Source organism: Amedibacillus dolichus DSM 3991, from assembly GCF_000154285.1.
Taxonomy (GTDB): Bacteria; Bacillota_I; Bacilli_A; order Erysipelotrichales; family Erysipelotrichaceae; genus Amedibacillus; species Amedibacillus dolichus.
The window spans coordinates 1-26285 of record NZ_DS483463.1 but is presented as its reverse complement, the minus strand read 5'-3'; the positions used below and the strand labels follow the sequence as shown (position 1 = coordinate 26285).

At 38.7% G+C, this 26285-nt stretch carries 27 protein-coding genes; 1 reads left to right on the top strand and 26 read right to left on the bottom strand.

Translation table 11 applies throughout. From position 1 onward, the window contains the following. Positions 1–232 precede the first annotated feature (232 nt). From EUBDOL_RS00860 to EUBDOL_RS00770, 19 genes are all read right to left on the bottom strand, one after another. Positions 233–910, bottom strand: coding sequence for a GntR family transcriptional regulator (locus tag EUBDOL_RS00860; RefSeq protein WP_004797537.1), 678 nt, complete (start codon positions 908–910; stop codon positions 233–235). 27 nt (positions 911–937) lie between these two features. Beyond that, the gene (locus tag EUBDOL_RS00855) at positions 938–2026 is read right to left on the bottom strand and encodes a DUF871 domain-containing protein (protein ID WP_004797534.1); all 1089 of its coding nucleotides are present in this window, start codon (positions 2024–2026) and stop codon (positions 938–940) included. Between the two features lie 17 nt (positions 2027–2043). Next, the gene (locus EUBDOL_RS00850) at positions 2044–2484 is read right to left on the bottom strand and encodes a DUF3284 domain-containing protein (RefSeq protein WP_004797533.1); all 441 of its coding nucleotides are present in this window, start codon (positions 2482–2484) and stop codon (positions 2044–2046) included. Positions 2485–2656: 172 nt separating this feature from the next. Beyond that, a complete protein-coding gene (locus EUBDOL_RS00845; protein ID WP_022420214.1) occupies positions 2657–2872 on the bottom strand; it encodes a hypothetical protein in 216 nt (71 codons plus the stop codon). Positions 2873–2875: 3 nt separating this feature from the next. Further along, positions 2876–3193, bottom strand: a complete 318-nt coding sequence (locus EUBDOL_RS00840; RefSeq protein WP_004797529.1) for a PTS lactose/cellobiose transporter subunit IIA — start codon at positions 3191–3193, stop codon at positions 2876–2878. A gap of 6 nt (positions 3194–3199) precedes the next feature. Beyond that, the gene (locus EUBDOL_RS00835; RefSeq protein ID WP_004797527.1) at positions 3200–4513 is read right to left on the bottom strand and encodes a PTS sugar transporter subunit IIC; all 1314 of its coding nucleotides are present in this window, start codon (positions 4511–4513) and stop codon (positions 3200–3202) included. A gap of 24 nt (positions 4514–4537) precedes the next feature. Further along, positions 4538–4849 carry a PTS sugar transporter subunit IIB gene (locus EUBDOL_RS00830; protein WP_022420217.1) on the bottom strand — a complete coding sequence of 104 codons (312 nt, stop codon included), beginning with the start codon at positions 4847–4849 and terminating at the stop codon, positions 4538–4540. A gap of 326 nt (positions 4850–5175) precedes the next feature. Next, complete coding sequence (ptsP, locus tag EUBDOL_RS00825; protein WP_022420218.1) at positions 5176–6879, bottom strand: phosphoenolpyruvate--protein phosphotransferase; 1704 nt, start codon at positions 6877–6879, stop codon at positions 5176–5178. Positions 6880–7102: 223 nt separating this feature from the next. Then, entirely contained in the window at positions 7103–7372 is a 270-nt protein-coding gene (locus EUBDOL_RS00820; protein ID WP_004797522.1) for a hypothetical protein, read from the bottom strand. Further along, positions 7362–8354: an ABC transporter ATP-binding protein gene (locus tag EUBDOL_RS00815; RefSeq protein ID WP_004797520.1), complete on the bottom strand. Its 993-nt coding sequence runs from the start codon at positions 8352–8354 to the stop codon at positions 7362–7364. Before EUBDOL_RS00815 ends, EUBDOL_RS00820 begins: the two co-directional genes overlap by 11 nt. 2 nt (positions 8355–8356) lie before the next feature. Beyond that, positions 8357–9355, bottom strand: coding sequence for an ABC transporter ATP-binding protein (locus EUBDOL_RS00810; protein WP_004797519.1), 999 nt, complete (start codon positions 9353–9355; stop codon positions 8357–8359). 12 nt (positions 9356–9367) lie between these two features. After that, complete coding sequence (gene opp4C / locus EUBDOL_RS00805; protein WP_004797518.1) at positions 9368–10297, bottom strand: oligopeptide ABC transporter permease; 930 nt, start codon at positions 10295–10297, stop codon at positions 9368–9370. Positions 10298–10309: 12 nt separating this feature from the next. Beyond that, a complete protein-coding gene (locus EUBDOL_RS00800; RefSeq protein ID WP_004797517.1) occupies positions 10310–11293 on the bottom strand; it encodes an ABC transporter permease in 984 nt (327 codons plus the stop codon). A gap of 87 nt (positions 11294–11380) precedes the next feature. Continuing rightward, positions 11381–13207, bottom strand: coding sequence for an ABC transporter substrate-binding protein (locus EUBDOL_RS00795; protein ID WP_004797516.1), 1827 nt, complete (start codon positions 13205–13207; stop codon positions 11381–11383). 311 nt (positions 13208–13518) lie between these two features. Further along, a complete protein-coding gene (locus tag EUBDOL_RS00790; protein WP_004797515.1) occupies positions 13519–13818 on the bottom strand; it encodes a hypothetical protein in 300 nt (99 codons plus the stop codon). An 80-nt stretch (positions 13819–13898) separates the two neighbouring features. Beyond that, positions 13899–15320 carry a spore germination protein gene (locus EUBDOL_RS00785; protein WP_040462809.1) on the bottom strand — a complete coding sequence of 474 codons (1422 nt, stop codon included), beginning with the start codon at positions 15318–15320 and terminating at the stop codon, positions 13899–13901. 199 nt (positions 15321–15519) lie between these two features. Next, entirely contained in the window at positions 15520–17370 is a 1851-nt protein-coding gene (abc-f, locus tag EUBDOL_RS00780; RefSeq protein WP_004797511.1) for a ribosomal protection-like ABC-F family protein, read from the bottom strand. Positions 17371–17385: 15 nt separating this feature from the next. Then, complete coding sequence (locus EUBDOL_RS00775) at positions 17386–18672, bottom strand: N-acetylmuramoyl-L-alanine amidase (protein WP_004797509.1); 1287 nt, start codon at positions 18670–18672, stop codon at positions 17386–17388. Positions 18673–18684: 12 nt separating this feature from the next. Continuing rightward, positions 18685–19494 (bottom strand): LicD family protein, encoded by an 810-nt coding sequence (locus tag EUBDOL_RS00770; protein WP_040462811.1) that lies wholly within the window; start codon positions 19492–19494, stop codon positions 18685–18687. A gap of 193 nt (positions 19495–19687) precedes the next feature. On the opposite strand from EUBDOL_RS00770, the gene EUBDOL_RS11530 reads away from it, so the two are divergent. Then, positions 19688–20020 (top strand): helix-turn-helix domain-containing protein, encoded by a 333-nt coding sequence (locus tag EUBDOL_RS11530; protein ID WP_022420128.1) that lies wholly within the window; start codon positions 19688–19690, stop codon positions 20018–20020. Positions 20021–20047: 27 nt separating this feature from the next. On the opposite strand, the gene asnS is transcribed toward EUBDOL_RS11530, so the two are convergent. The 7 genes from asnS to EUBDOL_RS00730 all read right to left on the bottom strand — a co-directional run. Then, the gene (gene asnS, locus EUBDOL_RS00760) at positions 20048–21430 is read right to left on the bottom strand and encodes an asparagine--tRNA ligase (RefSeq protein WP_040462808.1); all 1383 of its coding nucleotides are present in this window, start codon (positions 21428–21430) and stop codon (positions 20048–20050) included. Between the two features lie 242 nt (positions 21431–21672). Further along, complete coding sequence (locus tag EUBDOL_RS00755) at positions 21673–22302, bottom strand: redox-sensing transcriptional repressor Rex (RefSeq protein WP_022420126.1); 630 nt, start codon at positions 22300–22302, stop codon at positions 21673–21675. Between the two features lie 89 nt (positions 22303–22391). Then, positions 22392–23423, bottom strand: a complete 1032-nt coding sequence (gene tsaD, locus EUBDOL_RS00750) for a tRNA (adenosine(37)-N6)-threonylcarbamoyltransferase complex transferase subunit TsaD (protein WP_004797500.1) — start codon at positions 23421–23423, stop codon at positions 22392–22394. Beyond that, positions 23420–23869: a ribosomal protein S18-alanine N-acetyltransferase gene (gene rimI / locus EUBDOL_RS00745; protein ID WP_004797498.1), complete on the bottom strand. Its 450-nt coding sequence runs from the start codon at positions 23867–23869 to the stop codon at positions 23420–23422. Before rimI ends, tsaD begins: the two co-directional genes overlap by 4 nt. After that, positions 23870–24472, bottom strand: coding sequence for a tRNA (adenosine(37)-N6)-threonylcarbamoyltransferase complex dimerization subunit type 1 TsaB (gene tsaB, locus EUBDOL_RS00740; RefSeq protein WP_040462801.1), 603 nt, complete (start codon positions 24470–24472; stop codon positions 23870–23872). It lies immediately after the preceding gene. Beyond that, entirely contained in the window at positions 24450–24920 is a 471-nt protein-coding gene (gene tsaE / locus EUBDOL_RS00735) for a tRNA (adenosine(37)-N6)-threonylcarbamoyltransferase complex ATPase subunit type 1 TsaE (RefSeq protein WP_004797495.1), read from the bottom strand. Before tsaE ends, tsaB begins: the two co-directional genes overlap by 23 nt. Before the next feature lie 24 nt (positions 24921–24944). Then, a partial coding sequence (locus EUBDOL_RS00730) for a peptidoglycan bridge formation glycyltransferase FemA/FemB family protein (RefSeq protein WP_083781321.1) occupies positions 24945–26285 on the bottom strand: 1341 nt, incomplete at its 5' end.

Here is a 26285-nt window from a genome sequence, read left to right as displayed (position 1 = left end):
CTCATGAATTTTATGTAGAATAGATATTGCTAAGCATATGTGATCTTCATTGTTCCAAGGAAGAATAGCTGCTGTCTGTTTATAAATTTATAAAAACAAATTGTCTCCTTTTAATTTGGTTATGGACAGCACTACTATCGCAAAGTATATTGTTTATTCTTACATAAAATAACTTCTAAAATCCCCCGTTTTAGAAGCGAAAAGACCTCAATCCCCCTGAGGTCTTTTTATTTTATATAGTGATCTCAATTCGTTTCATTTCCGGGTGATTGTAGGATTTAATATAAATAAACGGCCGACCGTCTTTTTTATGAATCAAAGAATCAACACGAATAATCGGGGTATTGATTTTCAAATGTAAAAGACTTGCATATTGTGTGGGTATCATCATCGGTAGAAAGGTTTGTCGGATACTTCCTTTTTGCGTATATTGATCCATGTTTAAAAATGCATTTAAATTGCCCAATTGCTCATCACTGATATTTTTACGCGCACAGTAGATTTCTTCAATACACACCGGTATATTCTCATTTAATACCAAGCGTACAACACGTAGTATATATTCATCGAAAGCAATTTCCAAATTGTATTGAACATCACTTTCACTGCGTTCCTTAATATCAAAATATAAAATTTTATAGCGATAGCAGTGATCTGCTTCCAAGCTGGGAACGATATTAGCCTGCTTACGCAGTTTCTTATCCGCTACAAAGGTTCCGCGATTCATCTCGCGATATAAATACCCTTCCTGCTCCAGCTGAGCTACCGCTTTACGCAAGGTCATACGTGAAACATGAAATCGCGCTGCCAGCTCCCGCTCTCCCGGAATAGGCGTATTCGCCGCTAAACCTTCAATATATGCTTGCAATTCTTCTTTGATTTGTTGATAAATCGGCTTTTTCATATCCATACAATACCTCTTTGCATTCATATCTATTTATTTCAGAAATTGAAAAGTTTGCCATGGCTGTAAATAGTCAAGTAAAAACAGTTCATTTTCCAAAATATGTCCTACTACATTTTTACGACCATCATTTTCCATATCCTGCAGCACAATGTGCAATTCCCCCTTATAGCGAGAATCCGCTTCATTCACAATAACAATATCCCCTCTTTTCATTGCGCGTGTATTTCCACTTGGTAGCTTTTCTGATGCATAAGTTACACGTGTTTGGGTAGAGCGATACATATATTCACTTACATCACCTCGAACAAAATGCTCGCTTTCATATAAGATTTTATATTCTACTTCACTAAGCTTCTTTTCCAATGCAATACGTAAGCTAAACACCCCACCATTCAGCTGTGCAAGTTGCTCTAGCTCCTCATCATACGCCATCGCATTTGCAATGATAATATCATCTACCTCTCCCATTGCCAAGAGATGACGAACCTGTACATCTAATGGTAAATTGCGATGCATTTCCAAAGTACATAAACCGTTTGTCAGCGGCCAAGGTCCATACGCATTCGGGTTTTGGGAACCTACAAAGGCAGCAATCCTTAAACCTAGCTTTCGGATATCGGCATTACAGCTTTGAAAATGCTTTAATGATAAACCACTGTATCGCTGCGGATAAAAATTATGACAGGTTGTTAAATGACTTTTATCCGGTTGATGCGAAACCACATTCGCAATCATACCATTATGTAATGATGCGTTTAGCTCTATTATCAGCTTTTGTGGATTATGCGTCATTTGTGCTTCCTTTAAGCCACCAAACCCTTCATCTAATCGAATCCCATCTACCTGTATGCTTTCAAAAAAGCTTAGATCCTCATAGCTGATATGCAGCTTTGCGAACACTGCCGGTGATACATCGACAAAGATTTCCATTCCACAGGTATGCGCCTCCTTAGACAATGCTAAAAACATACTCTTAATTTCTTCATCGCTCTTATCTTTCAAGCTTAACAGGCAGCTGAATATTCTTGTAAAGCCACACTTTGCTGCTTTTTGAATATAGCCTATATTTTCCTCTAAGCTTGCATGCTCCGGATAGATTGATATACCTAGTCTTGCCATTGCTTCTCCACCTTTCTTTATGCTGCTTGTTGCTTCAATGCATCTTCCATATATTGAAGAACTGTCTGCATGCGCTTTTTATTATTACGCTTATATAGAAAGGACATGAGGTGAAAATTCCAATCATTTGCTTTGGTATTTGCCTCATACGCTTCCTCATAGATAACCTCTACATGCCCCTCATCTATCACCTTCCAAGTATAACGTAAGGTATTTTTCCCCTGTGCACTAAAGAAGGAGGCTTGATAGGCATAGGTACTTAGCTCATCAATGCTTGCCTTCACTTTTCCCATCTTTCCCATACGGTTCTTTAATGTTTTTTGATATTCAAAAGGAGCGCTAAGCTTGTCGGCAGATATACGCTTTCCGGTGGATTGATAAATATCTTCTAAAACATTCTCTTGGATCAGCTGTTGTATCTGCTTGCACGATGCATTCATGATTCTTGTTGCTTTCATTGCTTCTTTGCCCCTTTCTCTTTATTAAGGAGACTGCTCCCCACACCATGAAAGCAATCCCACCAAGCATTAAATATAAGGAATTTGACATGGTCGATGCCAATAATACAAATAAAGATCCAATGCTTAATACGAAGCAAGCATTTTTTGAGCTCATACTATCCCTTCCTTTCTAGGCTATCTGAAAGAACAAAACATGTCCTATCTCTGTTTCTTTGATACGTTCCTTTGCCAAACGAATCGCAGCTTCTTGATCACTTCCGCTATGCTCAAACAAAAGCTTCATTCCATCTTTTTGTTTAAATGTATAATGGATTCCATCAAGTGTAACATCGTTAAGCAATTCAATAATGAAGTCCTGCTTTATCGGACATGTTATCGTAATCATCATTTACCCCACCTTTTCTAAATCTTGATACAGTTCCATAAAGCAATCAGCGAGAATGCGGAAGGTTTCCGCACTCATCAGCTGATCCTCGGCATGCATCAGTAATAAGGAAACATTTACCCCCTCTTTCGATGCTTCCTTTTGAATTAAGCGAGCATGTGCTTGATGCCCTGCCAAAAAATATTCTTCCCCCTGCTTAACGCTTGCCTGTGCTTGTTCAAATTCACGCTTACGAGCCAAATCAATAGCTTCGATATAGCTGGAACGAGCACCGCCTACATTGGATATGATTTCAAAACAAATTTGTTCTAGCGCTTCCACTATTCTTCACTCCCCCGATGCTTCCTTAAGCTCTACCTTATTGGCAATGATAACAAATACAGACCAAATAGAAATCGCTATCACTAGGTTTAAAAGTGCCACACCGGCTGCGATAAGATTTCCACCTGTCGCAAAGAAGGCATACAATACCGGCGGCATAATCCAAGGCACTGCATTGAATACCGGTGGAATTAATCCGATAGCCGTTGCTCCATAAGCAATCAATGTTAAAATGATCGGCACAATGATCCAAGGTATAAAATAAATCGGATTTAATACGATCGGCATGCCGAACACTACCGGTTCATTGATATTGAAGGCTCCCATCGGTAAACTTAACTTCGCAACCGCACGGGAATCTTCACGTTTTGATACGATGAGAATAGCAATGATAAGAGCCAGCGTACAGCCTGCTCCACCTAACCAAACATAAGCATCAAAAGATCCTCTTGTCCACAAATATTCAAAGCTTTCTTTCATCACATAAGCGGAGTTGTTAGCTGCTGTTGCGGAAAGATAAACACCATCTAGAATCGGACCTAGCACATTGGTTCCATGGAGTCCAAAGAACCAAAACAGCTGTACGGCAAGTACGATGATCAATACGGCAACTAAGCCTTGTGATAATCCCAAGAAAGGCATTTGCACATATTTCAAAATCAATTCACCGATGGATAAGCCGGATAGGCTGGAAACGATAAAGGCTAAAATACCGCTTAAATAGATTGCTACAATTCCGGGAATGATTGCCGCAAAGGCTTTAGAAACAGCCGGTGGCACTGTATCCGGTAATTTAATCGTAATGTTACGATTCATCAGCTTCGCATAAATGATAGTTGAGAAGAAGCCGATAAACAATGCGGTGAACAAACCTCGTGCATCAAGCAATGTCCAATTCAAATTTCCCCAAGCACTGATAACCTCTCCGGCTTCACTTGTTACTTCAATAGATTGTGGTGTAACCGCAATAAATGATGCAAAAGCAATCAATCCTCCCGCTAACGGCGGTGTACGATATACCTTTGATAGCTGATAGCCTAATGCAAATACAAAGCACATTGATAAAATAGCTAATGTGCCCCACCAAACATTACCATTTACGGTAATAACCGGCTGCATAGCTTCAACAAAGCCTGTCCAGCCCCATTCCGTTGGTAGATCGCGAAAAAATACATTCAATAATGTTGAAAATGCCCCTGCCATAGTAATCGGCATGATAGCGATAAAAGCATCACGAATCGCAACCAAAAATTTCTGTGAACCAATTTTTGCCGCAATTGGTACGAAATGCTTTTCCATCCAATTTGTAAACCCGTTCATAATTGTCTCCTTTTAATTTGTTTTTTAATGTGCTACATTGTTATACAGCTCAATAGCAAAATCTAAAACCTTGGCCCCATTCATACAGCCATAAGATTCCATGTCGATTACCGCAACCGGTTTCCCCTTCGCCATGTCCTCGATACTGCTTTTTTGAAAGCGTATTTGTGGCCCAAGCAAAACTACATCGGCAGCATCTACAGCTTCTCGCGCATTTACGCCACCGACCGCCCAGATGTGTGCTTCTACTCCCCTAGCAGAAGCCTCGTTCTGCATCTTACGCATAAGCATACTTGTACTCATGCCTGCAGAACAAACAAGTAAAATATTGATCATAACATTGTTCCTTTCTGTGGTATATACCACTATGGTTACATTATACCACCTGAGTTTAAAAATGCAAGCACTTTCATTTATTATTCTTCCATTATTTTCCAAATTTTGATTCATGAAATTAACTTTGATTACTTTCTAAGGCTTTATGACAATATGATTTTTAAAATAAATATAAGTATTATGTTCTAAGGATTACATATATTCCGAAATAATGATATACCAATGGTATATACCGATAGAAAGTTACCAAGTCCTTATCCATAAAAAAACACTCCCTTATGATAAAGGAGTGTTTGGTATATTACTATTCAACGCTAAAACTAAAACTATTTATCCACAGTTTTCTTAACAAGCTCTAATACTTCTTCTGCGGTAGATAGCTTCAATGCTTCTTCTGCAAGCTTTTCCATTTCCTTTTTGCTTAGATTGTTTACCATCTTACGTGCCGGAAGGATAGAAGTAGCTGACATAGAGAATTCATCTAATCCCATTCCTAGCAATAATGGTACAGCGTATGGCTCTCCAGCCATTTCTCCGCACATACCTGCCCATTTTCCTTCCTTATGAGCACCTTGAATCGTCATATTAACAAGACGAAGGATTGATGGGTTATATGGCTGATACAAGTAAGAAACATTTTCACTCATTCGGTCTGCTGCCATGCTGTACTGAATCAAGTCATTCGTTCCGATAGAGAAGAAATCTGCTTCCTTTGCAAAGTTATCTGCATTCACTGCAGCAGCAGGAATTTCTACCATCATTCCGACTTCAATGTTATCAGCAACCTGCACGCCTTCTTTAATTAAGTTTTCTTTTTCTTCATTAAAGATAGCCTTTGCTTGACGGAATTCATCAACGGTCGCAATCATCGGGAACATGATGCATAATCTACCGTAGATGCTGGCACGAATCAATGCACGTAGCTGTGTACGGAAGATATCTGTACGATCTAAGCATAAACGAATAGCACGATAGCCGAGGAATGGATTCATTTCTTCTGGGAAAGTGAAATAAGAAAGCTTCTTATCTCCACCGATATCCAATGTACGAACAACGACCTTGCGTCCGCCCATGCCTTCTAATACTTCCTTATAAGCTGCAAATTGCTCATCTTCTGTTGGGAAGTGATCAGCGTCCATATATAAGAATTCTGTACGGAACAAGCCTACACCTTCACCACCGTTGTTCAATACACCCTCAACGTCTTTAGCATTTCCGATATTACCGGCAAGTTCAACCTCATGTCCATCGGTTGTAATTGACTTCGCATTTTTTAAGATCTGAAGTGCTGCTTTTTCTTCTGCGTATGCTTTAGCTTTTTCTTCGTATTTCTTAATTGTTTCTGCATCTGGATTTACAAATACTTCACCTGCAAGCGCATCAAGAATCAACATATCTCCATGATTCACTGCTTCAAGTACACCAGCACAACCTACAACAGCAGGAACTTCCAAGCTTCTAGCCATAATTGCAGAATGAGATGTTCTTCCGCCGATCGCTGTCGCAAATCCTTTTGCATATTCGTTTAACTGCGCTGTATCTGATGGTGTTAAGTCGTGTGCAACAACGATAGAATCTTCACTCATCAAAGAAAGATCCGGAATATTCAATCCTAATAGATTACATTTCAAACGATAGGTAACATCTTTTACGTCAGCCGCTCTTTCACGGAAATAATCGTTATCCATTGCCTCAAACATTGCAACGGTCTGATTAGAAACACAATCAGCTGCATATTCTGCATTTACCTTTTCATTTTCGATCATGGCGATAATCTGTCCGGCGAAATCCGGATCGCTTGCCATCATTAAGTGAGCATCAAAAACTGCCAATTCTTCTTCAGATAAACGTGCAGATGCTCTTTCCTTAATCATTTCAATATCCGCTTTTGTTTTTTCAAGAGCCTTGTTGAAGCTTTCTACCTCAACTGCTGGATCAGCATCTTTTTTTACAATTTCAACCGTTGGCTGAACAAGCTTGTAAACCTTCGCAATTGCTACACCGCTAGATGCTGCAATACCTTTTAACATAATCATGTCCTCCTAATTCATACTTTTACTTTGTTTAGTGGTAGTATCCTTTTTATTTTCTACCTCTATTGTTAATAATAACATTTTTTATGCATATTATCAATGAAGAATGCCTTTACATTTATGTTTTTGGTAACCTTTTCATACTACTTTAACAAGATATACCTAGCTAAGAATTTCGTTAAATTCCTTATGCTGATTTATATTAAAAAAAAAGACGAAATTACTCTTCGTCTTTTTTTACAAATTTTACAATGAAAGTAACTACCATTACTACAATAATTGAAATCAGCAATGCAATTGCCGGTCCAAATTGAATGAATAACCAAATAAATGCACCTAAGGCAATTGCGAAGCCTAGAATGATTGGTACAAATACCGATGCTGCCGCAATTAAGAGTGCCAGAAAATCATTCTTTTCTAACTTAGTCTCTTTTCCATACTCCACTTCTTTTTTCTTAAAAAAACTGCGAAGTGTTGGCTTACTTTTCATTAAACTCCCCACCAAAATGACATAATGTGAAATGACCTGGTCGGATTTCTTTACTTTCTGGTGCTTTTTCCTTACAAATATCCTTTGCATAAGGACAGCGAGGGTGGAATTTACATCCACTTGGCACATTTACATTACTTGGGATTTCTCCTTGAATTGCCTCCATACTTGAGCGCTGTGTAGGATCTGGCTTTGGAATCGCCGCCATTAATGCTTTTGTATATGGATGCTGAGGATTGTTAAAGATTTCATCTTTATCCGCAAGTTCTACCAAGCTTCCCAAATACATTACACCAACACGATTGGAAATATGCTTAACAACACTTAAATCATGGGAAATAAAAATATAAGAAATTTTCTTTTCCTTCTGCATATCCATCATCAAGTTTATGATCTGTGATTGAATAGACACATCTAGCGCAGAAACTGGCTCATCGCAAACGATAAAACTCGGCTCTAAAGCTAATGAACGCGCAATACCGATACGCTGACGCTGTCCACCGGAAAATTGATGAGGATAGCGATAGCAATAATATGGCGGAAGACCGCATTCTTCCATTAACTTAAGTACGTAGTTTTTCAGCTCATCACCTTTTTTATAATAGCCATGCGCCACAAGCGGTTCACTTAGAATGTTATATACATTCATACGTGGATTCAAAGAAGAATATGGATCCTGGAAAATAATCTGCATATCTTCACGTAGCTTACGCATTTCCTTACGGCTTTTCTCAAGAATGTTCTCACCGTTGAAATAAACTTCACCTTCTGTTGGCTCATGCAAACGCAAAATTGCACGTCCAAGGGTAGATTTACCACAGCCAGACTCACCAACAAGCCCTAAGGTTTCTCCTTCATAAAGCTGGAAAGAAACTCCATCAACAGCCTTAACATATTTTTTATTACGGTTTAATTTACCTTTTCCAAGAGGGAAATACTTTTTTAGATCTTTTACTTCTAATATAACTTTCTTATCTTCCATAACTAATCATTCCCTCCTTCATTTTCATATAAGAAACAGCTAACATGATGACGACTTGCTACCTTAACGTCCTTAGGCTGTGCCTTTTTACATTTTTCCATGCAATTCGGGCAGCGATCAGCAAAATAGCAGCCTTCCGGTAAATTGATTGGATTCGGTACATTACCTTCAATGGTTTCCAAACGCTCTCCACCTGTACTTAGAGATGGCATACTTGCCATTAAACCCTTTGTATAAGGGTGCTTGGGATTTTTAAAGATTTCGAAAACCGGTGCGGTTTCTACAACCTTACCTGCATACATTACATTCACATGGTCTGCCATTTGCGCAACAACACCCAAATCATGTGTAATCAACATGATGGAAGTACCTGTTTTCTCCTTCAAATCATTCATCAGTTTCAAAATCTGAGCTTGAATTGTAACATCAAGTGCAGTCGTTGGCTCATCGGCAATCAACAGCTTTGGATTACATGCCAAAGCCATTGCAATCATAACACGCTGACGCATACCACCAGAAAGCTGATGTGGGTAGTTTGTTACGATTTTTTCTGGTCTAGCAATACCAACCATTTCTAATAACTTAACAGCACGCTCATTTGCTTCTTCTTTGGAAACATCTTCATGTAATAAGATATTTTCCGTAATCTGGCGTCCTACGGTAAACACCGGATTTAAAGAAGTCATCGGTTCTTGGAATATCATAGAAATATCATTACCACGGATCTTACGAATCTCATCATCACTAACCGTAGCTAAGTTCGTATCACCATACATAATTTTACTACCTTCTACAATTTTACCCGGTTCATCAACTAAACCTAGAATAGACATTGCAGTAACACTTTTACCACATCCTGATTCACCAACAATAGCTAAGGTTTCATTTTCATACATGCGGAAATTATTTCCATCTACTGCCTTTGACACACCTCTTTGTGTGTAGAAATATACCTTCAAATCTTGAACGTCTAAGATTTTTTTATTTTTTACTTGTTCCATAACTCACTACTCCTATCGTATATCCTTTGGATCGAATGCATCACGCAGACCTTCTCCAATTAAGTTGATGGAAACAACGGTCAATAGACACATGATTCCTGCAGGCATCCATTGCCATGGATAATTTTGAAAAACAACAGAGGTACGGGCTAATTCCATAAGGTTCCCCCAAGATGGTGTTGGCTGTGTAACACCCATACCTAAGAATGACAAACCTGCCTCCGTCAAGATCGCACTAGCCATTGATAAGGTCGCATTTACAATAATCATAGAAAGCACGTTAGGAATTAAATGTTTGAAAATCTTAGAGAAATCACTCAAACCAAGAGCTTCGCAAGCCTGCATATACTCTTGTTCTCGTAAAGATAAAATCTGTCCACGTACTAAACGTGCAAGTCCCGGCCAAGATAAAATACCAATTAGAAATGAGACTAAATACATCTTAATTTCTGATGGTGTCCACATCATAATGCTAGCTATTACCAAGATTAATGGTGTAAATGGAAGAGAGTAAACGATTTCTGCAAAGCGCATCAATAGATTATCAATCCAACCACCATAATATCCAGCAATACCACCAATCACACAACCAAATAGAACAGTCAGAGTGGCTGCAAAAACACCAACTAAGATGGAAATTCGTCCACCTAGAAACAAGCGGAAAAATACATCACGACCCTGTTCATCAGTTCCTAACCAATGCTCTGCACTCGGTGCAAGATTTTTAGCAGCAAAATCATAATCATTTACATGTACTCCGGAAAGCATTGGAACAAAAATAACCGCCAATACGATTAACGCAAAAATAATTAAACCTGCCATTGCAATTTTATTTTTGCGGAAACGGTTCCAAGCGATTTGCCATGGTCCCATTGTATCGCTCTTATCCAAAACCACTTGGTTCGAGCTATTTACTTCAACTACTTTTTCTTTTTTTGCCATTACAAATCACCTCTATTCAACCTTAACACGTGGATCTACCACAGAATATAATACATCAGATAACAAGTTGCCAAGCACCATCAATATTGCTGAAAACAATAGACATGCCTGCATAATGGCTTGATCCTGGTTCGTAATTGCATCGACTAAGATTTTACCCAGTCCCGGCCATGCAAATACACTTTCCAATATCATTGCACCACTAAACAAAGATGGTATGTATAATCCTAATAATGTAACTAATGGAATCATCGCATTCTTAAATGCATGTCGATAAATAACAACTTTCTCTTTTAAACCTTTTGCACGAGCAGTACGAACATAATCTTGGTTAATAACATCAATCATTGCACTTCTTACATAGCGAGAGAAGGTTGCAAAATTACTAAATGCCAATACCGTAACTGGCAATATCATATGTACCGCCACATCTGCAATTTCTTGGAAAATATTATCATAGCCAATCAGAGCCATACTTGCATCACGCATACCACTAACTGGCAATGCTCCTGTTGGAATTGCAATATAGAATACTAATAATAACGCAAAGAAGAATGTTGGAACAGAAACACCCAACAACGAGAATACCGTCCAGAAATTATCAAATTTCGAGAATTTCTTCACTGCTTGACGTATTCCAATCGGTATAGATAATGCAATACCAATAATTAATGCAACTACATTTAACAGGAATGTATTCCAAACATATTCACCGATAATATCGGCAACAGGCTGTTTAAATTTTGTTGACTGCCCTAAGTCACCTTTTGTTACCATATTTTTTACCCAAGTAACATATTGCTCAGGTAATGGACGATCAAGTCCCCATTCTCTACGGATAGAATCTTTTTGTGCTTCCGTCGCACGAGAACCTGCACCTAAATAAGCATTGACAGGATCGCCAGGCATTGCCTTGACGGTTCCAAAAATTACGACTGAAATGATAAAAACTACGGGAATTAGATTAATTAGTCTTTTAAAAATATACTTTACCATGAGGTCACCTCCATTGCAATAACAAGACGCAAATAAGAGCAAGGAACCCTTGCCCTTATTAAAGCGCTTTGTTACTTTGCGTTACAATTATTCGATTGTAGCGTCTTTTAAACCTTTAACCCAACTATATAGAGAATTAACTTTCATATTTTTAATCTTCTTGTTATAGAAGTCAAAATATCGGTTACCATATACTGGCATTACAGCAGCATCATCATTGATAATCTTAGCAGCTTCTGCCCATGCAGCAGGAACTTTAGATTCATCAAGCTCTGTCATTGCTTTATCCATTGCAGCATCTAGTGCAGGATCTTTCAAACGAGAAGTGTTATCGTTATTTTCTCTTGCATAATCAGAATGGAAAGTTGTATAGATATCAGACATACCATCAGATGTGTAAGCAGTTGCTAAGAAGAACAAATTCCATTCTTCTAGTGCAGCATCTGAATAAATTTTATCAAGCAATGCGTTGAAATCAACTTCTGCAACATTCAATGTTACTCCTAATTCACTTTCCCATGATTTTTTCCACATCGGAATCAAATTAGAAAGAATATCATGATCTTTAATAGACATAACATTAACCTTTAATGGCTCACCGTTCTTAGAACGTTTTCCATCTGCGCCAACAGTCCATCCTGCTTCATCAAGAAGTGCTTTTGCTTTTTCTATATCATATTCATAAGTTGCAAGACCTTCTAATTTTTCAGTACCTTGAATAACTCCTGATAATTTAGAAAGTGGGTTCTGATATGTTGTAGGAACATAGCCGATTGCTACGCCTTCATCTAAACCTTTGCAGTCTTCACATTCATAATAAGAATCAACGAAAGACTGACGGTCAAATGCATACATCAACGCTTGACGTACCGCTTTATCAGCAGTTGCACCACCGGCAGTGTTGAATGTGATATATCCCATACCACCACGTGCATAATTTACAACTTCTAGATCATCATTTTGTGTAGCAGGACCGATTTTCTTAGGTTCAATCTGTGCAGCCAAATAATCAATACTTCCTGACTTCAATTCTTCAAATTCAGTTTCCATTGCAACTGGCTTAATGATTACATTTTCAATTGCATAGCCTTCACCTAACTGATCAGCAGAATAGAACTCGTTTTTAGAGAAAGATGCACCTGCTCCTGAACTCCATTTATCTAATTTGTAAGGTCCGGTACCAATTGGTTCTTTAATCAACTCTTCTACCGGTTTTGTATTCTTATAAGCATAACCTTCAAATTGGTCTTTATTTACAATACTTACACTTAGCAATGTAGACAAGTTATCATTTCTCAACTCATCAAAGTTAAACTTGATTGTATAATCATCAATAACTTCAATACCTGGATATTCAGGTTCCTCAACAGCCTTCAACTGTTCTTTCAATTTGTCTAATTCGTCCTGAGCAGCCTTTTGAGCATTTTTATCTTTAGCTTTTTTAGCAGCATCTACCTCAGCTTCCTTAGTGCTGATCTGTCCCATCAAATCTTGCTGAGAATATTCAGCATAGCCTACTAAGTGTTGGCAAGTTGCACCATAACGTCCGGTGTAGCTTGGGTCAGAAATAACCTTGTAAGTGAACTCAACGTCATCTGCCTGCAATTCTTGTTCATTAGAGAATTTAATTCCCTTTTTCAACTTGAATGTCAAGCTCATTCCATCTTCGCTAACTTCATAGCTTTCTGCCAATGCTGGCTGCAATGTGTTATTCACATCATACTCATACAATTTGTTGTACACTAGGTCAACAGCGTATCCGTCATATGCTGATGAATAATACAGAGGTGAGAATGTTCCTGTAAGCTCTTGAGCACCAACAACAATTGTATTGTCGCTTCCACCATTAGAGCCACAAGCTGTCAGCGATACTGCACAAGCAGCAGCTGCCATAACTGTTAAAAACTTTTTCATCTAATTTCCTCCTATCATCCCTGATAATGACATTATTATAATACACATCACATAGAATTACAATAATTATTCCATGAAAATTACAAAAAATTTTTGAAAAGTTTTCATATCTATGAAAATATTGTAATTCAATTACAAATTAGAAAGTTTTTTTTCACATTGTTTCTCATACGCATACAATTCATTTAAACTGTATTAAATATAGATTACAATACTTTCCATTTCTGATTTATTGAAAAAATAAAAAAGAGCGTTTTTTACGCCCAAAATGTAACAAAATTGAAATTTTTAACGAAAAAACAACAATTTCGTTATTCATTATCTTTTTTCTTCAACTCATTTAATAAGCAAATGCCCTCTAAAATGATATCGTTGATAAATAAAATACCGGCAAGCTCACTGTTCAAAAACAAAAGAATCAGCAAACCAAATAGAAACAAACCTTCAACAAAGAAAAGCCGATACATTTCTTTACGATGATTTTCATCTTCCTGCATTTTCAGCAGTGCCAGCAATTCCATTCGTTTATATAAAAAAACGTCCATTGCATACAATAGGCACCAAAACAAGAAGCCGTATGCATCATATACCCAATAGAACACCGGAAGCATTAGTACCTCCAATGCAGGGCAAGCATCATATTACGATATGCATTCTCCATTTCTATCACCTATTACTATTATAACACGATTTATTTAGAATGCATGCTAGCTTTATTGCCTAGCTTCTTTCTTATAAAGATCCGTTTAAACGCTTTGGCTTGAAAAGGAAATAAAGGATAAAAATAGCTGGTTTTCGTTACTGTCTTATTGGATAGCATAACAAAAAGCATGCAAGCAAGACCAACATAAAATCCGACACGGGGCATCAACGCAGTGAAGATCAACAGCATTACCCGCATAAATTTGATCGCATAGCCCAATTCAAAGCTAGGCTGTGTGAAATCAGCTAAGCCTACAAATGCCATATATAAAATAATTTCCTCCGATAGCCAACCGGCATTGATCGCAAATTCACCTAAGATTAAAGCTCCGATAATGCTAAAGGTACTATTCAAGGAGCTAGGCGTATTCAAAGATGCCATTTTTAAGGCATCGATACCGAATTCTAATAACAGAAGCTGAGCAATCAAAGGAATATGTGCCTTACTGTCAATCAAAGTAAAAGCGAACCAATCGGGACAGAGCTGTGGGTTACAGTTGAAATAATACCAAATCGGTGTAACCAATAGGGTTACGAAAAAGACCGCTATGCGAATCATACGTAAATAGGTTCCGGTAATCGGCGGCAAATAATAATCCTGTGCTTCTTGAATAAAATCAAAAAAGCTTGTTGGTAAAATTAAGGCACTCGGTGAATTATCAATCAATAAAAGGATTTTTCCTTCTAAGATATTGCTAGCTGCCGTATCGGGACGCTCGGTATAACGTACCTTCGGAAAGGGATTTAGCCATTTATGTGGCACAAGTGCTTCGGCTAAACTTTCATGTGCCATCGTCAAGGCTTCTACATGAATCTGCTGCAAGCGTGTTCGAATATAATCAACAAGTGAAGGCTCAGCTAAACCTTCCATATAGCATAACACAATATCACTTTTGCTCATCGAACCGATACTATGATACTCCATCGTCAAATGCGGATCGCGGATCCTTCTGCGAATTAACGCCGTATTAAAAATCAAGGTTTCCACAAAACCATCGCGACTGCCACGCAGCACACGATCATCTTCCGGCTCTTCCATGCTTCTGGTCGGATAGGTTCTCGCATCAATCAAAATACCTTCCGTATATCCCTCAACCAATAATAAAACCGTTCCACTCAATACCGCATTTACCTGCTGCTTGATATCCCTGCTGATTTCCGTTTCCAAATACGATATATAGCGTTCACAAAAACGGCTGGCAGCTTCCGTTTCAACACATTCCCGCAATTCCGCTTTCATCAAAAACTCCAGCATCTTTTCTAAAATTTCGTCTTTTGCAAAACCATCAACGAAATAAAGGCGCATGTTTATCCCTTGCACACATAATGGTTTTACTACTAGATCGAAGCTTTGTCGAAGCCGCAATGCTTCTTCAAACTGTTGAATCTGTTTTTGGAATTCTTTTTTCATGCAATCACCTAGTAGTAGCATGAACTGCATATAACACTTTTATACAAAAAGACCTTGCTTTCAGATGGAATAGCACCTACTTACATAAGAAAACAATCATCAACAACGATCTATTTCTTATATACAGCCAATCCATAAGCAAGGTATATCCTGCAATTTTTATAGCGGCATATTTTTACATTCCTCGATTGCAGTTCAATTATGAGCGTTCCTGCTGCTCACTGTATTCCTCCCATTGTGTCATGAGATGCTCGATTTCATTATGAATATCATCAATCCTACTATCCAGTTCATTCATTTTTTGATAATCATGATAATACTCCGGTTCAAAACGCAGCTCACGCAAAGCCTCCAACTCTTCTTCTTTTTTCGCAATCATAGCTTCCAGTTTTTTAATTTTAGAAGCATAATTGATAGGCTTCGTCGGTTTAGGTTTCGTTGTTTCTATTTCTTTCGTTTCTGTCTCTATCGGTGTTTTATTGCTGTATTCTGCATAGGTTAGCGGATAATAGGTTGCTTTTCCCTCATCGATCACAAGTATTGCCGTTGCCAGCTTACTGATAAAATAACGATCGTGAGAAACAAAGAGCATCGTTCCTTCATAATCCTGTAAAGAAGCCTCCAAGGCCTCCTTGCCTGCCAGATCCAAATGATTCGTCGGTTCGTCCATAATTAAGAAATTCGGATGCGACAGCATCAGCTTCACAAGGCTTAAGCGTACCTTTTCTCCTCCGGAAAGACAATCCACTGTTTTAAACACATCTTCTCCACTAAATAAAAAGCAACCAAGAGCAGTTCGAACCTCACTTTGTGTCAAATCACTGAAATCGTCCCAAACCTCCTCCAATACGGTTTTCGTGGTATCGAATTGCGCCAGCTCCTGATCAAAATAGCCGACCTCAATCTGATGACCGAGCAAAAAACTTCCGGATAGTGCAGGAATGCTTTTCATCAAGGTTTTCACAAAAGTTGATTTTCCCTTCCCATTTGGACCGATGATCGCAATGCGCTGCTTCTGCATTATCTCTAAATTTACTGTACAAAGCGGCTGATCATAGCCAATCACCAGATCAGCTACTTCCAATACCCGTTTGCCGCCACGCACACGAGGTTCGAAACGTGCATGAAAACTTCGGGCTTCTTTTTTCGGATCTTCAACTCGCCCCATACGATCTAAGTATTTGATTTTCGATTGCGCAAAAGCCGCTTTATTTTTCTTATAGCGGAATTTTTCAATCAGCTCCTCCATTCTTTGAATTTCTTTTTGTTGGCGAGCATAGGCACTTTTTTGCTGTTCCAAATCACTTTTCTTCGTATGGATATAATGAGTATAGTTTCCCGGATAGCGACGCATTACTCCATATTCTAGCTCATACACCACATCGGCAACATCATCTAAAAACATACGGTCATGGCTTACCATCACAACAGCCTTTGGATAACGCTTCACATACCCTTCTAACCATTCGATCGTATCAATGTCCAAGTGGTTGGTCGGCTCATCTAGTAATAAAATATCCGGTTTACTTAATAACAGCTTTACAAAAGCCAACCTTGTCTTTTGTCCTCCGGAAAACGAACCGATCGTACGTGTTAAATCACTTTCCTGAAAGCCAAAACGTGTAAAGACATTCATCATTTCACTTTCATATATATACCCACCAGCTTCCTCAAAGCGTTGCTGTAAGCGTGCATAAGCATTTAATACTTCTTCGCTGTGATCCTCTGCCATCTTAGCGGTTAATTTTGCAAGTTCTCTTTCCATCTCCTTAAGATGCGAAAAAGCCGCCTCTAGTTCTTCTTTGACAAGTGCTTCGTCATGTTCAAACGTTGTCTGTGCCAAATAACCGATGCGAATACCATTCATTTTATGAATTTCTCCACGCTCCAATTCTTCAACACCGGCAATCGCCTTTAATAATGTTGTTTTTCCACAGCCGTTACGACCGACCAAAGCAATTTTTTCGGTATTTTTAATTTCAAATTGAATATTCTCGAAAATCGTATTGGCACCATACATTTTCGTTCCATTATGAATTTGATAAATCATTTTCTATCACACTTTCTATTTTCCTTTTTTCAACCCTCTTGCTTCTGCGAAAGAATCCGCGACCTGCTTTGCGATTTCCTCTTTATGTGCCTTCCAAAAAGCAGCATCTTCGCTATTCGTTACATAACCGAAATCAATTTCCAAGGCGTGCATTCCATTCGCATCTTTAAAAGAAGCATTTTCTTCTCTGGATAATTCGGAATACATTGCCGCAAAGGTCGCACGTCCACCGGTTTCTCGCAAATAAATGTTATTGTCAAAATACTGTTTATCCACATAGCTTTGGCCTACTCCCGAGCCATCGGGATTGACATAGGTGCTTGCCTTCATACCTAGATTTTTTTCCAATCCATACATGATCTGCCGTCCCAAAACCGAGCTGGCATGCGCACTATGCCATATCTCAACACCACCAAGATTCATTTCACTTTGATTCATTCTTAAGGAAATATAATAGCGTGCACCACTCTCATAAGCTTGCGCAAAACGACCGTCCTCACCATAAGCCGGAGCAGCGGTTTCATCTACATCGGCGCGAGATATTGCCACCTTTAAGCCATAGCTTTCCAACTGCTTTTTGATTATTTGGGCAGCCTCATAAGTTTCCTTATATTCCTTTAATCCATGTCCGCTGCTTCCTTCATCAGGTACATATTGAAAATCGGTATTCATACCATACGGATCTAAATACACATCGACCACATCTTCGTCCGGTTTGCCACTCTCTACTTGTAAATACAAATAGTTTTCCTTCCAATGAATGCCCTTATCCTTCAACAAATCCTTATTGGCAATCAAGGTCGCATGTTTGACCTGCTTATTGCGTCGAATGGTCGTAAACGGTTCACTTTCCAAAGTTTCTTTATAAACCAACTGCTTTTCCACCAAATCGTCAATGACTGTAATTTCATAAAATCCCGGCTCTAAATCACTCAAGGAGATCTTTAAATCAACATCGGCATCAATCGTCATCGTTGCGACTTTATCATTGCATAAATTATGTAGCTGTAAGGTTTTTCCTACTAACTCATCATTACTTTCCGTATCATAGGTATCCGTATATAAGCCAAGGGATTCCCCATAATATGTGTAATCTTGAATTTCATAGGTTTGGGCATTTTGCTTATTTAATAGTTTCGCGCTTTCTTCTTCATTCAAACCGCAAATCGTATAGCCGTGCTCATCATCAGTATCCGGAAGCAATACAGTAACAATTGCATATAGGATAAGCGCAATAAGAAGCAAAAGCGGTATAACCAGATTCCAGCGTATTTTTCTTTTTTGTTTCGGCGCATAAGCCATAGCAATTCCTCCTTATGAAAGTTTGGCATCTTTTAAATGCTTAGGCTGTTGATCCTTAAGCGGCGGATAGCTCATAAAATTGCAAGATACCTCATTATCCAGCATCGGTTTAGGATCCTTCGGTATCGGTAACTTCGTATCCTCAAAAGGTACATATCGCAAAGGGAACACACTTTCCTTCGGATAAACAACCGGGTGGAAAAACGAATTAAAGGTCCATGTCAAATCATATCCGATCATCGCATTTCCTTGATTAAGTTGTCCATAACGCTTTGCATTACGCAAAAAGCGACGTTTCAAAGCCTTTGGATTGAAATGCAAGTTTTCCAACAGGGTAATCACAACCATTAAAAAGCCATTGCGCATTCTCCATATAAAATCCTTCCATTTGCAATCATTTACATAGTCTAAAACAAAAATATCAATAAACAATCCATCGCACTCCGTACATTTGTTTTTCAAAAGACTGTTTACCTCTTCACAATAGGTTCCTTTTTTTCGTACCTTCATCGGAACCACAACATTATAGCGCTCATCAATATCGAAGTTCTGCGCTACATATCCATCACCAAGTTCATGAACAACCTTCACAAAGCGTTCATAATCCTCACGCATCATACCGATATCTGCATCATCGTCCCATGGAATAAAGCCTTTATGACGTACTGCCCCTAAAGCACTTCCACCGGTCAGCCAATAGTTAATATGATGTTTTTGACAAAGGGCATCAATATCCTTTAACATTTCCAAAAGCACAAGCTGCACTTCACGAACCGTTACTTTTGTGCCGTCTTCATGCTCTTTTATGATATATTCTTTCATAAAAATCACCATTATCATTATAGAAGAAAACCGCTCCTTAGACAATCCCTTTCCTATTATCTGTTTATTTCTTACGCTTTTACGTACTATCTTTCGTTTATTTATCCTACCATTACGCTTATGCGTAATAAATATGCCGAAAATACGTATTACAATGATAGATAGTACACAGAATATGTATGGAGGTCGATCAATGGATACACTCACACGTTTGAAGCAGCTCATGAAACAAAAGAAAATGTCAACCTATAAGCTTGCACAGGAAAGCGGGCTTCCATTGAGTACCATTACCTCTTTGTTTCGCAAGGGAAACTGTCCTACCATTCCCACCTTGGAAGGACTATGTGCGGGATTGGGAATTTCTTTAAGCGAATTCTTTTATGAACCGGGTGATGAAATTCCAAATGATGAAGAAACCAAGCAGCTTCTAGCAAAATGGAATATGCTTTCCTTAATGGAAAAGAAAGTCATTTTTGATGTTATCAATATTGTTATTGATGATGAAAATTCAAAAGAAAACCTCTAATCACTGTGATAGAGGTTCTTTTCTTTATTAGAATACAAGATTTCTTGGGGTACGTGGGAATGGCTCCACATCACGAATATTTTGCATACCTGTAAGATACATCAACAAGCGATCAAAGCCCAAACCGAAGCCTGCATGACGACAGCCTCCGAAACGACGAAGATCCATATACCACTGTAAATTATCCTTCGTCATTCCCATTTCACTCATGCGCTTATCCAGCACATCATAGCGTTCCTCACGCTGCGAACCGCCAACTAACTCTCCAACTCCTGGTACTAATAGATCACAAGCCGCAACCGTTTGGTTATCATCGTTTAAGCGCATATAGAAAGCTTTGATATCCTTTGGATAATCGGTTAGGAAAACCGGACCATCAATGATTTTCTCACAAATATAACGCTCATGCTCACTGTTTAGATCCATGCCCCATTCCACTTTGTTTTCGAACTTCACATCAGCTTGCTTTAAAAGTTCGATAGCTTCGGAATAGGTCATACGTTTAAACTCGCTATCACGTACCTTGGCAATACGTGCGATACATTCCTTATCGATCATACTGTTAAAGAATTTCATTTCTTCCGGTGCATTTTCTAATACATAATCAATACAGTATTTGATCATATCTTCGATTAGATTCATATTATCTTCCAAATCCGCAAAAGCAATCTCCGGTTCGATCATCCAAAATTCACTGGCATGACGACTGGTGTTGGAGTTTTCCGCACGAAATGCCGGACCGAAGGTATATACGTCGCGGAAAGCCATCGCAAAGGCTTCCACATGCAGCTGTCCTGTAACGGTTAAGAAGCTTTCTTTACCGAAGAAATCATTTTCGAACTCAGTGTTATCAATGGTCGTAGCTCGAAACATTTCTCCGGCACCCTCTCCGTCATTTCCGGTAATGATCGGTGTATGCACATACACAAAGCCTTGATCCTGGAAAAATTCATGAATCGCCATAGATAAAACCGAACGCAAACGGAAAATAGCATAAAACGTATTTGCACGCGGACGAAGATGTGGAATCTCACGCATATATTCAAAGCTGTGGCGTTTCTTTTGAAGCGGATAATCACGATCGCAATCACCCTCAAGCACAGCCTCGGTTACTACAATTTCAAAAGGTTGCTTTCCTTGTGGTGTCAACTTTAGTTTTCCGGTTATCGTAACCGCTGCACCTGTAGGATATTTTTCAACTTCGCTAAAATTCTTCAGCTCTTGCATATAAACAAGCTGTGCATTGCGGAAATAGGTTCCATCATTCAACTCGATAAAGCCAAGCTTACCACTGCAGCGATTGGTACGAATCCACCCCTGTAGCTGCACATATTCCATGCTGTCAAGCTCTACATGAGAGCCGCTCATGACGATTTCATACAATTCACGAATAGTCATAAATTCAAACATCATAATCCCTCCATTTTGATAAATAAAAAAACGTCCCCTTAGGAACGTATGTTTACGCGGTGCCATCCTAATTCCCACTCTTTCGAGTGAGCAGCTCACTTAACGGAAATAACGCTTTCCCTGCGAAGCCGTCTACTTACTTTCTCCGGCTTAGCTCCACGGCTGTTCATCATCGGTAAGTCATGTACCGCCTTTCACCAACGCGGCTCGCTTCTCCATGCTTTTTCCCATGCGTTTCCGTATCAACGCTGTGCATTTAAGTTGTTTGTCTCAAACACCAACTCTTGTATAGATGATACCACATCTACACTCTTTATGACAACCCCTTTTGGCACTTGAATATGCTCGTGAGTAAAATCTACAAATCCGACAATGCCGCAAGCTATCAAACGATCTACGGTTTGCTGGATATTATCGGAAAAAGCCAAGATCGCAATACGACAGCCTTCCGGTATTTTCTGTTCCATTTGGTTGATATCATATACCGGAATACCAAAGCGAACCCCTTGACGATCCGGATTGATATCAAAAGCACAGGTTATTTCACCAACAACATGATCCCACTTATTATATTTCATCAATGCGCGTCCCATATTCCCCGCACCTACCAAAATAATCTTTTCATCAAACTCCATTCCAAGCTGTTGATTAAAGATTTCAATCAAATTTTTTACACTGTATCCATATCCCTGTTTACCTAAATTCCCCAAGAAAGAGAAATCACGACGAATGGTTGTCGGTTCAATATTGACAACCGTTGCCAGCTCCTTTGACATGATGCGTTCAACTCCATGATTGCTAAGCTTCCTTAAAGCTTTTAAATAAATCGGATAGCGCTGTAAGGTTGCACGTGGTACATTTTTATCTGCCATTTTTATCACCCTACCAAGTATAGCACAGCTTTGCTTATTTGTGAATATTTCCTTTTTTTTAACATTTATATAATAGAAAAGCCTCTGCATTATACAGAAGCTTCTTCTACATTTTCCAGTTCTAAGCCGGGATCGGCGCTGCAATCATAGCTTGCACGTACTCCATGCTTATAAGCGACATAACCTGCCGCGCCTATCATAGCAGCATTATCCGTACAATAAGAAAGCGGCGGAATTACAAAATCAATCGTTGGATATTCGATTGCCAGCTCTTCCTGTATTTTTTCTCTTAAGCGTGAATTTGCCGCAACACCACCCGCTAAAAGCATTTGCTTCGGCTGATACTGTGTAAGTGCCTTTCTTGCACGCAACAGCAATGCATCAAGGGCTGTTTCTTGATAGCTGGCAGCTAGATCAGCTGCATTAAATTCCAATCCTTGACGCTTTTGACGATCGATAAACTGCAAAACACTGCTTTTTAATCCACTGAATGAAAAATCAAGTGCTTGCTCGGTCTTAGGCTTGCTTAAGGTATATATCGGTTTTCCTTCCTTTGCCAGCTTATCTACATAAACACCGCCCGGATATGGTAAGCCAAGGACTCGCCCTACCTTATCTCCGGCTTCTCCGATTGCATCGTCCTGTGTAGTTCCGAGGATTTGAAAGCTCCATTCATCTTTCATATACACTAATTCCGTATGTCCTCCGGAAACAACAAGAGCAAGCAGAGGAAATGCTAAATCCGTCAAAAAACGATTGGCATAAATATGTCCTGCAATATGATGCACCGGAACAAGCGGTTTATCAAATGCCCAAGCAAGTGTTTTCGCCGCTTGAACACCGATGTGCAAGCAGCCAACTAAGCCCGGTCCTTGCGTAAATGCTACCGCATCAATATCCGGCATATCTAATTCGGCCCTTTTTAATGCTTCTTCAATCACCATTGATATATTTTCCACATGGATTCGACTAGCAACCTCCGGTATTACACCACCAAAATCCTTATGCACATCAATTTGTGTTGCAACTACACTGGAAAGAATTTTATTCCCGTTTTCTACAACTGCAACTGCCGTTTCATCGCAGCTGGACTCTACTGCTAGTATTTTTATATCTTTCATGCATTTCCACCTCCTAATGCCTTGCACATAACAAGTGCATCTTCTCCATTATCACTATAATAGCCTTTGCGAATATTCAATTCCATATAATCATAGTGCGCATATAAGCTTCTTGCTGCTGTATTGCTTACTCTTACCTCTAAAGTAATTCGCTCACAGCCTTCTTGATTGGCAATACTTTCCATTTTTTGCATCATCAAATCGGCAATTCCTTTTCTTCGATGCGAAGGGTGTACTGCAATTTGAGCTAATTGACATTCTTCAAAGGTAATCCAAAAATCAATAAATCCCACAATCTCGTTAGCAGCTTCATACACATAAAACGAAGCGAATTCATTTTCCGACATCTCATAACGCAGCATCGTTTCACTCCAACGGCTTGTAAAGCAAAGCTCTTCGATTTCCAAGACTGCTTGGATATCTCTTTCTTCCATTTTACGCAGCATTTATTTTACCTTATAAGCATCTTGTTCCTTGAGATAGCGTGGAACAAGGGTGTGAATATTTTTTACCTCACGTACGAATGGACGTAGCTCTAAGAAATTTAGCAAAAAATCTGTTTTTGCTGCCTGACAATCAATCAAATCGGCATCACCATATACAGCAAACTGATGATCTTTCTGAATTTGCTTTAACTCCTCCAGTGTTAAAATTTCTTCTTTTCCAATTAGCTTCCCTTCACTGTAACGTGCACAATAAGCTCTGTTGCTACGTGCGTCCATCACTGCTAAAGCATGCGCATGACTGCCTACCAACAGCTGCAAACTTGACAGTACATATAGTGGAATATGCTTTATGGTGCATAGCACCTTAGCAATGCTCATCGCAATGCGTACTCCAGTGTAGCTCCCCGGTCCATCTGTGATAACGACTTCATCAATATCATCACTTTTCCAACCAGCTTGTTCACATAAAGCAATCAACTGCGGGAAAATCATTTCAGATTGATTCTTCCAAGATTCCTTTGCATATCCTGCTATTAGCTGATTATCCTCATATAAACCCAAAACCAAGTATTTATGTGAGCTATCCATGCATAATGTTTTCATACACAGCCTCCTCTATTTCTTTGTAATGTTCTCCGATACCATTTATGACAAATTCGCGTCCTTCCTGCTCGTCCATGCGATATATCGATAATTCCAAGCGTGCTTTCGGTAATTCTTCCTCTACAAAATCCGGCCATTCCACAATACAGACGCCATCACCTTCATAATAATCGCTAAAACCTAAATCTTGAGAAATACCTTCCAAACGATAGGCATCAATATGATAAAGCGGCAAGCGACCATCACGATAAATTTTTAAAATTGTAAAGGTTGGTGAATTGATTGTTTTTTGAATTCCAAGTGCCTTACCAAATGCTTTTGTGAAGGTTGTTTTTCCCGCACCTAAATCACCTTTTAAAGTGATTAGTGTTCCAACATTTGCGTAAGTAGCTATTTTTTCGGCTAAATGCTTAGTTTCCTCCAAAGAAGATATCCTTAATTTTTTCATTCTATTACACAAATCCTTTCCTAATTAACGACGCAAAATCTTATGTTTAATTTTTCTTAGCATCTGATATTGCTTATACTGTTTCGGATCAGCTATATAAATAAAATCTCCTAGCAATTCAACCACATCGGCATGGAATCCTTTTTTAAATAGATAAACACCATAATCTTCCGCATCTTCATGGAAATTCCCACTAATACCATAAAAGTTATAACGTGGAATTTTCCTATTTATACATTCCTTAATCATATCCCACTGAATTGCATAAGAGCCCTTAAATTGGTGAAACTTTTCATAGCTTCCACCGAATAAATATAAAATCTCACTATCATATTTCAAAAACATTGCAGCAGCTAGATACAAAGTATCCCCATGCTCCCTTTGAAGCTCTGCGGCTTCGCATAAGCGCTTCTTAAGCACTTCTTGCTGTCTCTTTAAATCCTTTAGCTGATTCGTTTTCTTTTTAGCATCCGGATTTTGAGCGCATGCAATTTCAAGCTTATCAATTTGTGCCGATAAATTAAGAACTTCTCCTTCTGTTTTCGTAATATATGTTGGAAAATAAATATAAGCAGCTTTTGCTTCAAAATGTTCCTTGAAACAATCGTACATGGAGGTATAGTAAGCTAAATTCTGCGAATGAAAGTTTTTTCTACCTCCAGTTTCTCTGATGACATCATCTAAAATAGATAATTGATCTCGTTCAAGTGTACAAACTTCAATATTATTCTTTTTCGTAAAAGCAATATTTCTTTTTGTCATCGAGTGCATATTTTTCAATATTTCTTCTTCTGTTGTATTTGCTGTATTTAAAACAGAAATCCATCGTGGTTCAAATTCATCATCATGGTATGTTCGAAACCCTTGATGCACAAATCCATATTCTTCAAATAAGGCAATCAATCCATCTTCCTTTTTCCCATTAGGCATCGCATTACCGTCAATATCATGTGGCTGATAAGAAATATATGGATCAATTTTCATATATAAGCATTTATTATCATTCACATAGGCTTTAACATTTTGAATAAAAAAACGTAAAAGTTCTTCATTATGATAATCAACTAGAAATCCCCTCAAAGCCATGAAAAGCTTATATCCGCGATAAACCTGAAGGGATTGCAAAGTAGCTGCGCATAAAAGTATGTCATTTTCTTTTACTCCGACATAATGTATTTCCCATCCGCGACTTTCACGCATTTTTGCCATTTCCACAGACTGCCAAAAATTTTGAAGATGGGAGGAATTGAAAAAGGAAGAGTATTCTTCTTTAGTAAGTACAACAAATTCCATAACGATTTCCTCTCTTATCAAACGCATATTATTATAACACGATAGAAAAGGAAGATAAACAGATTCACATGG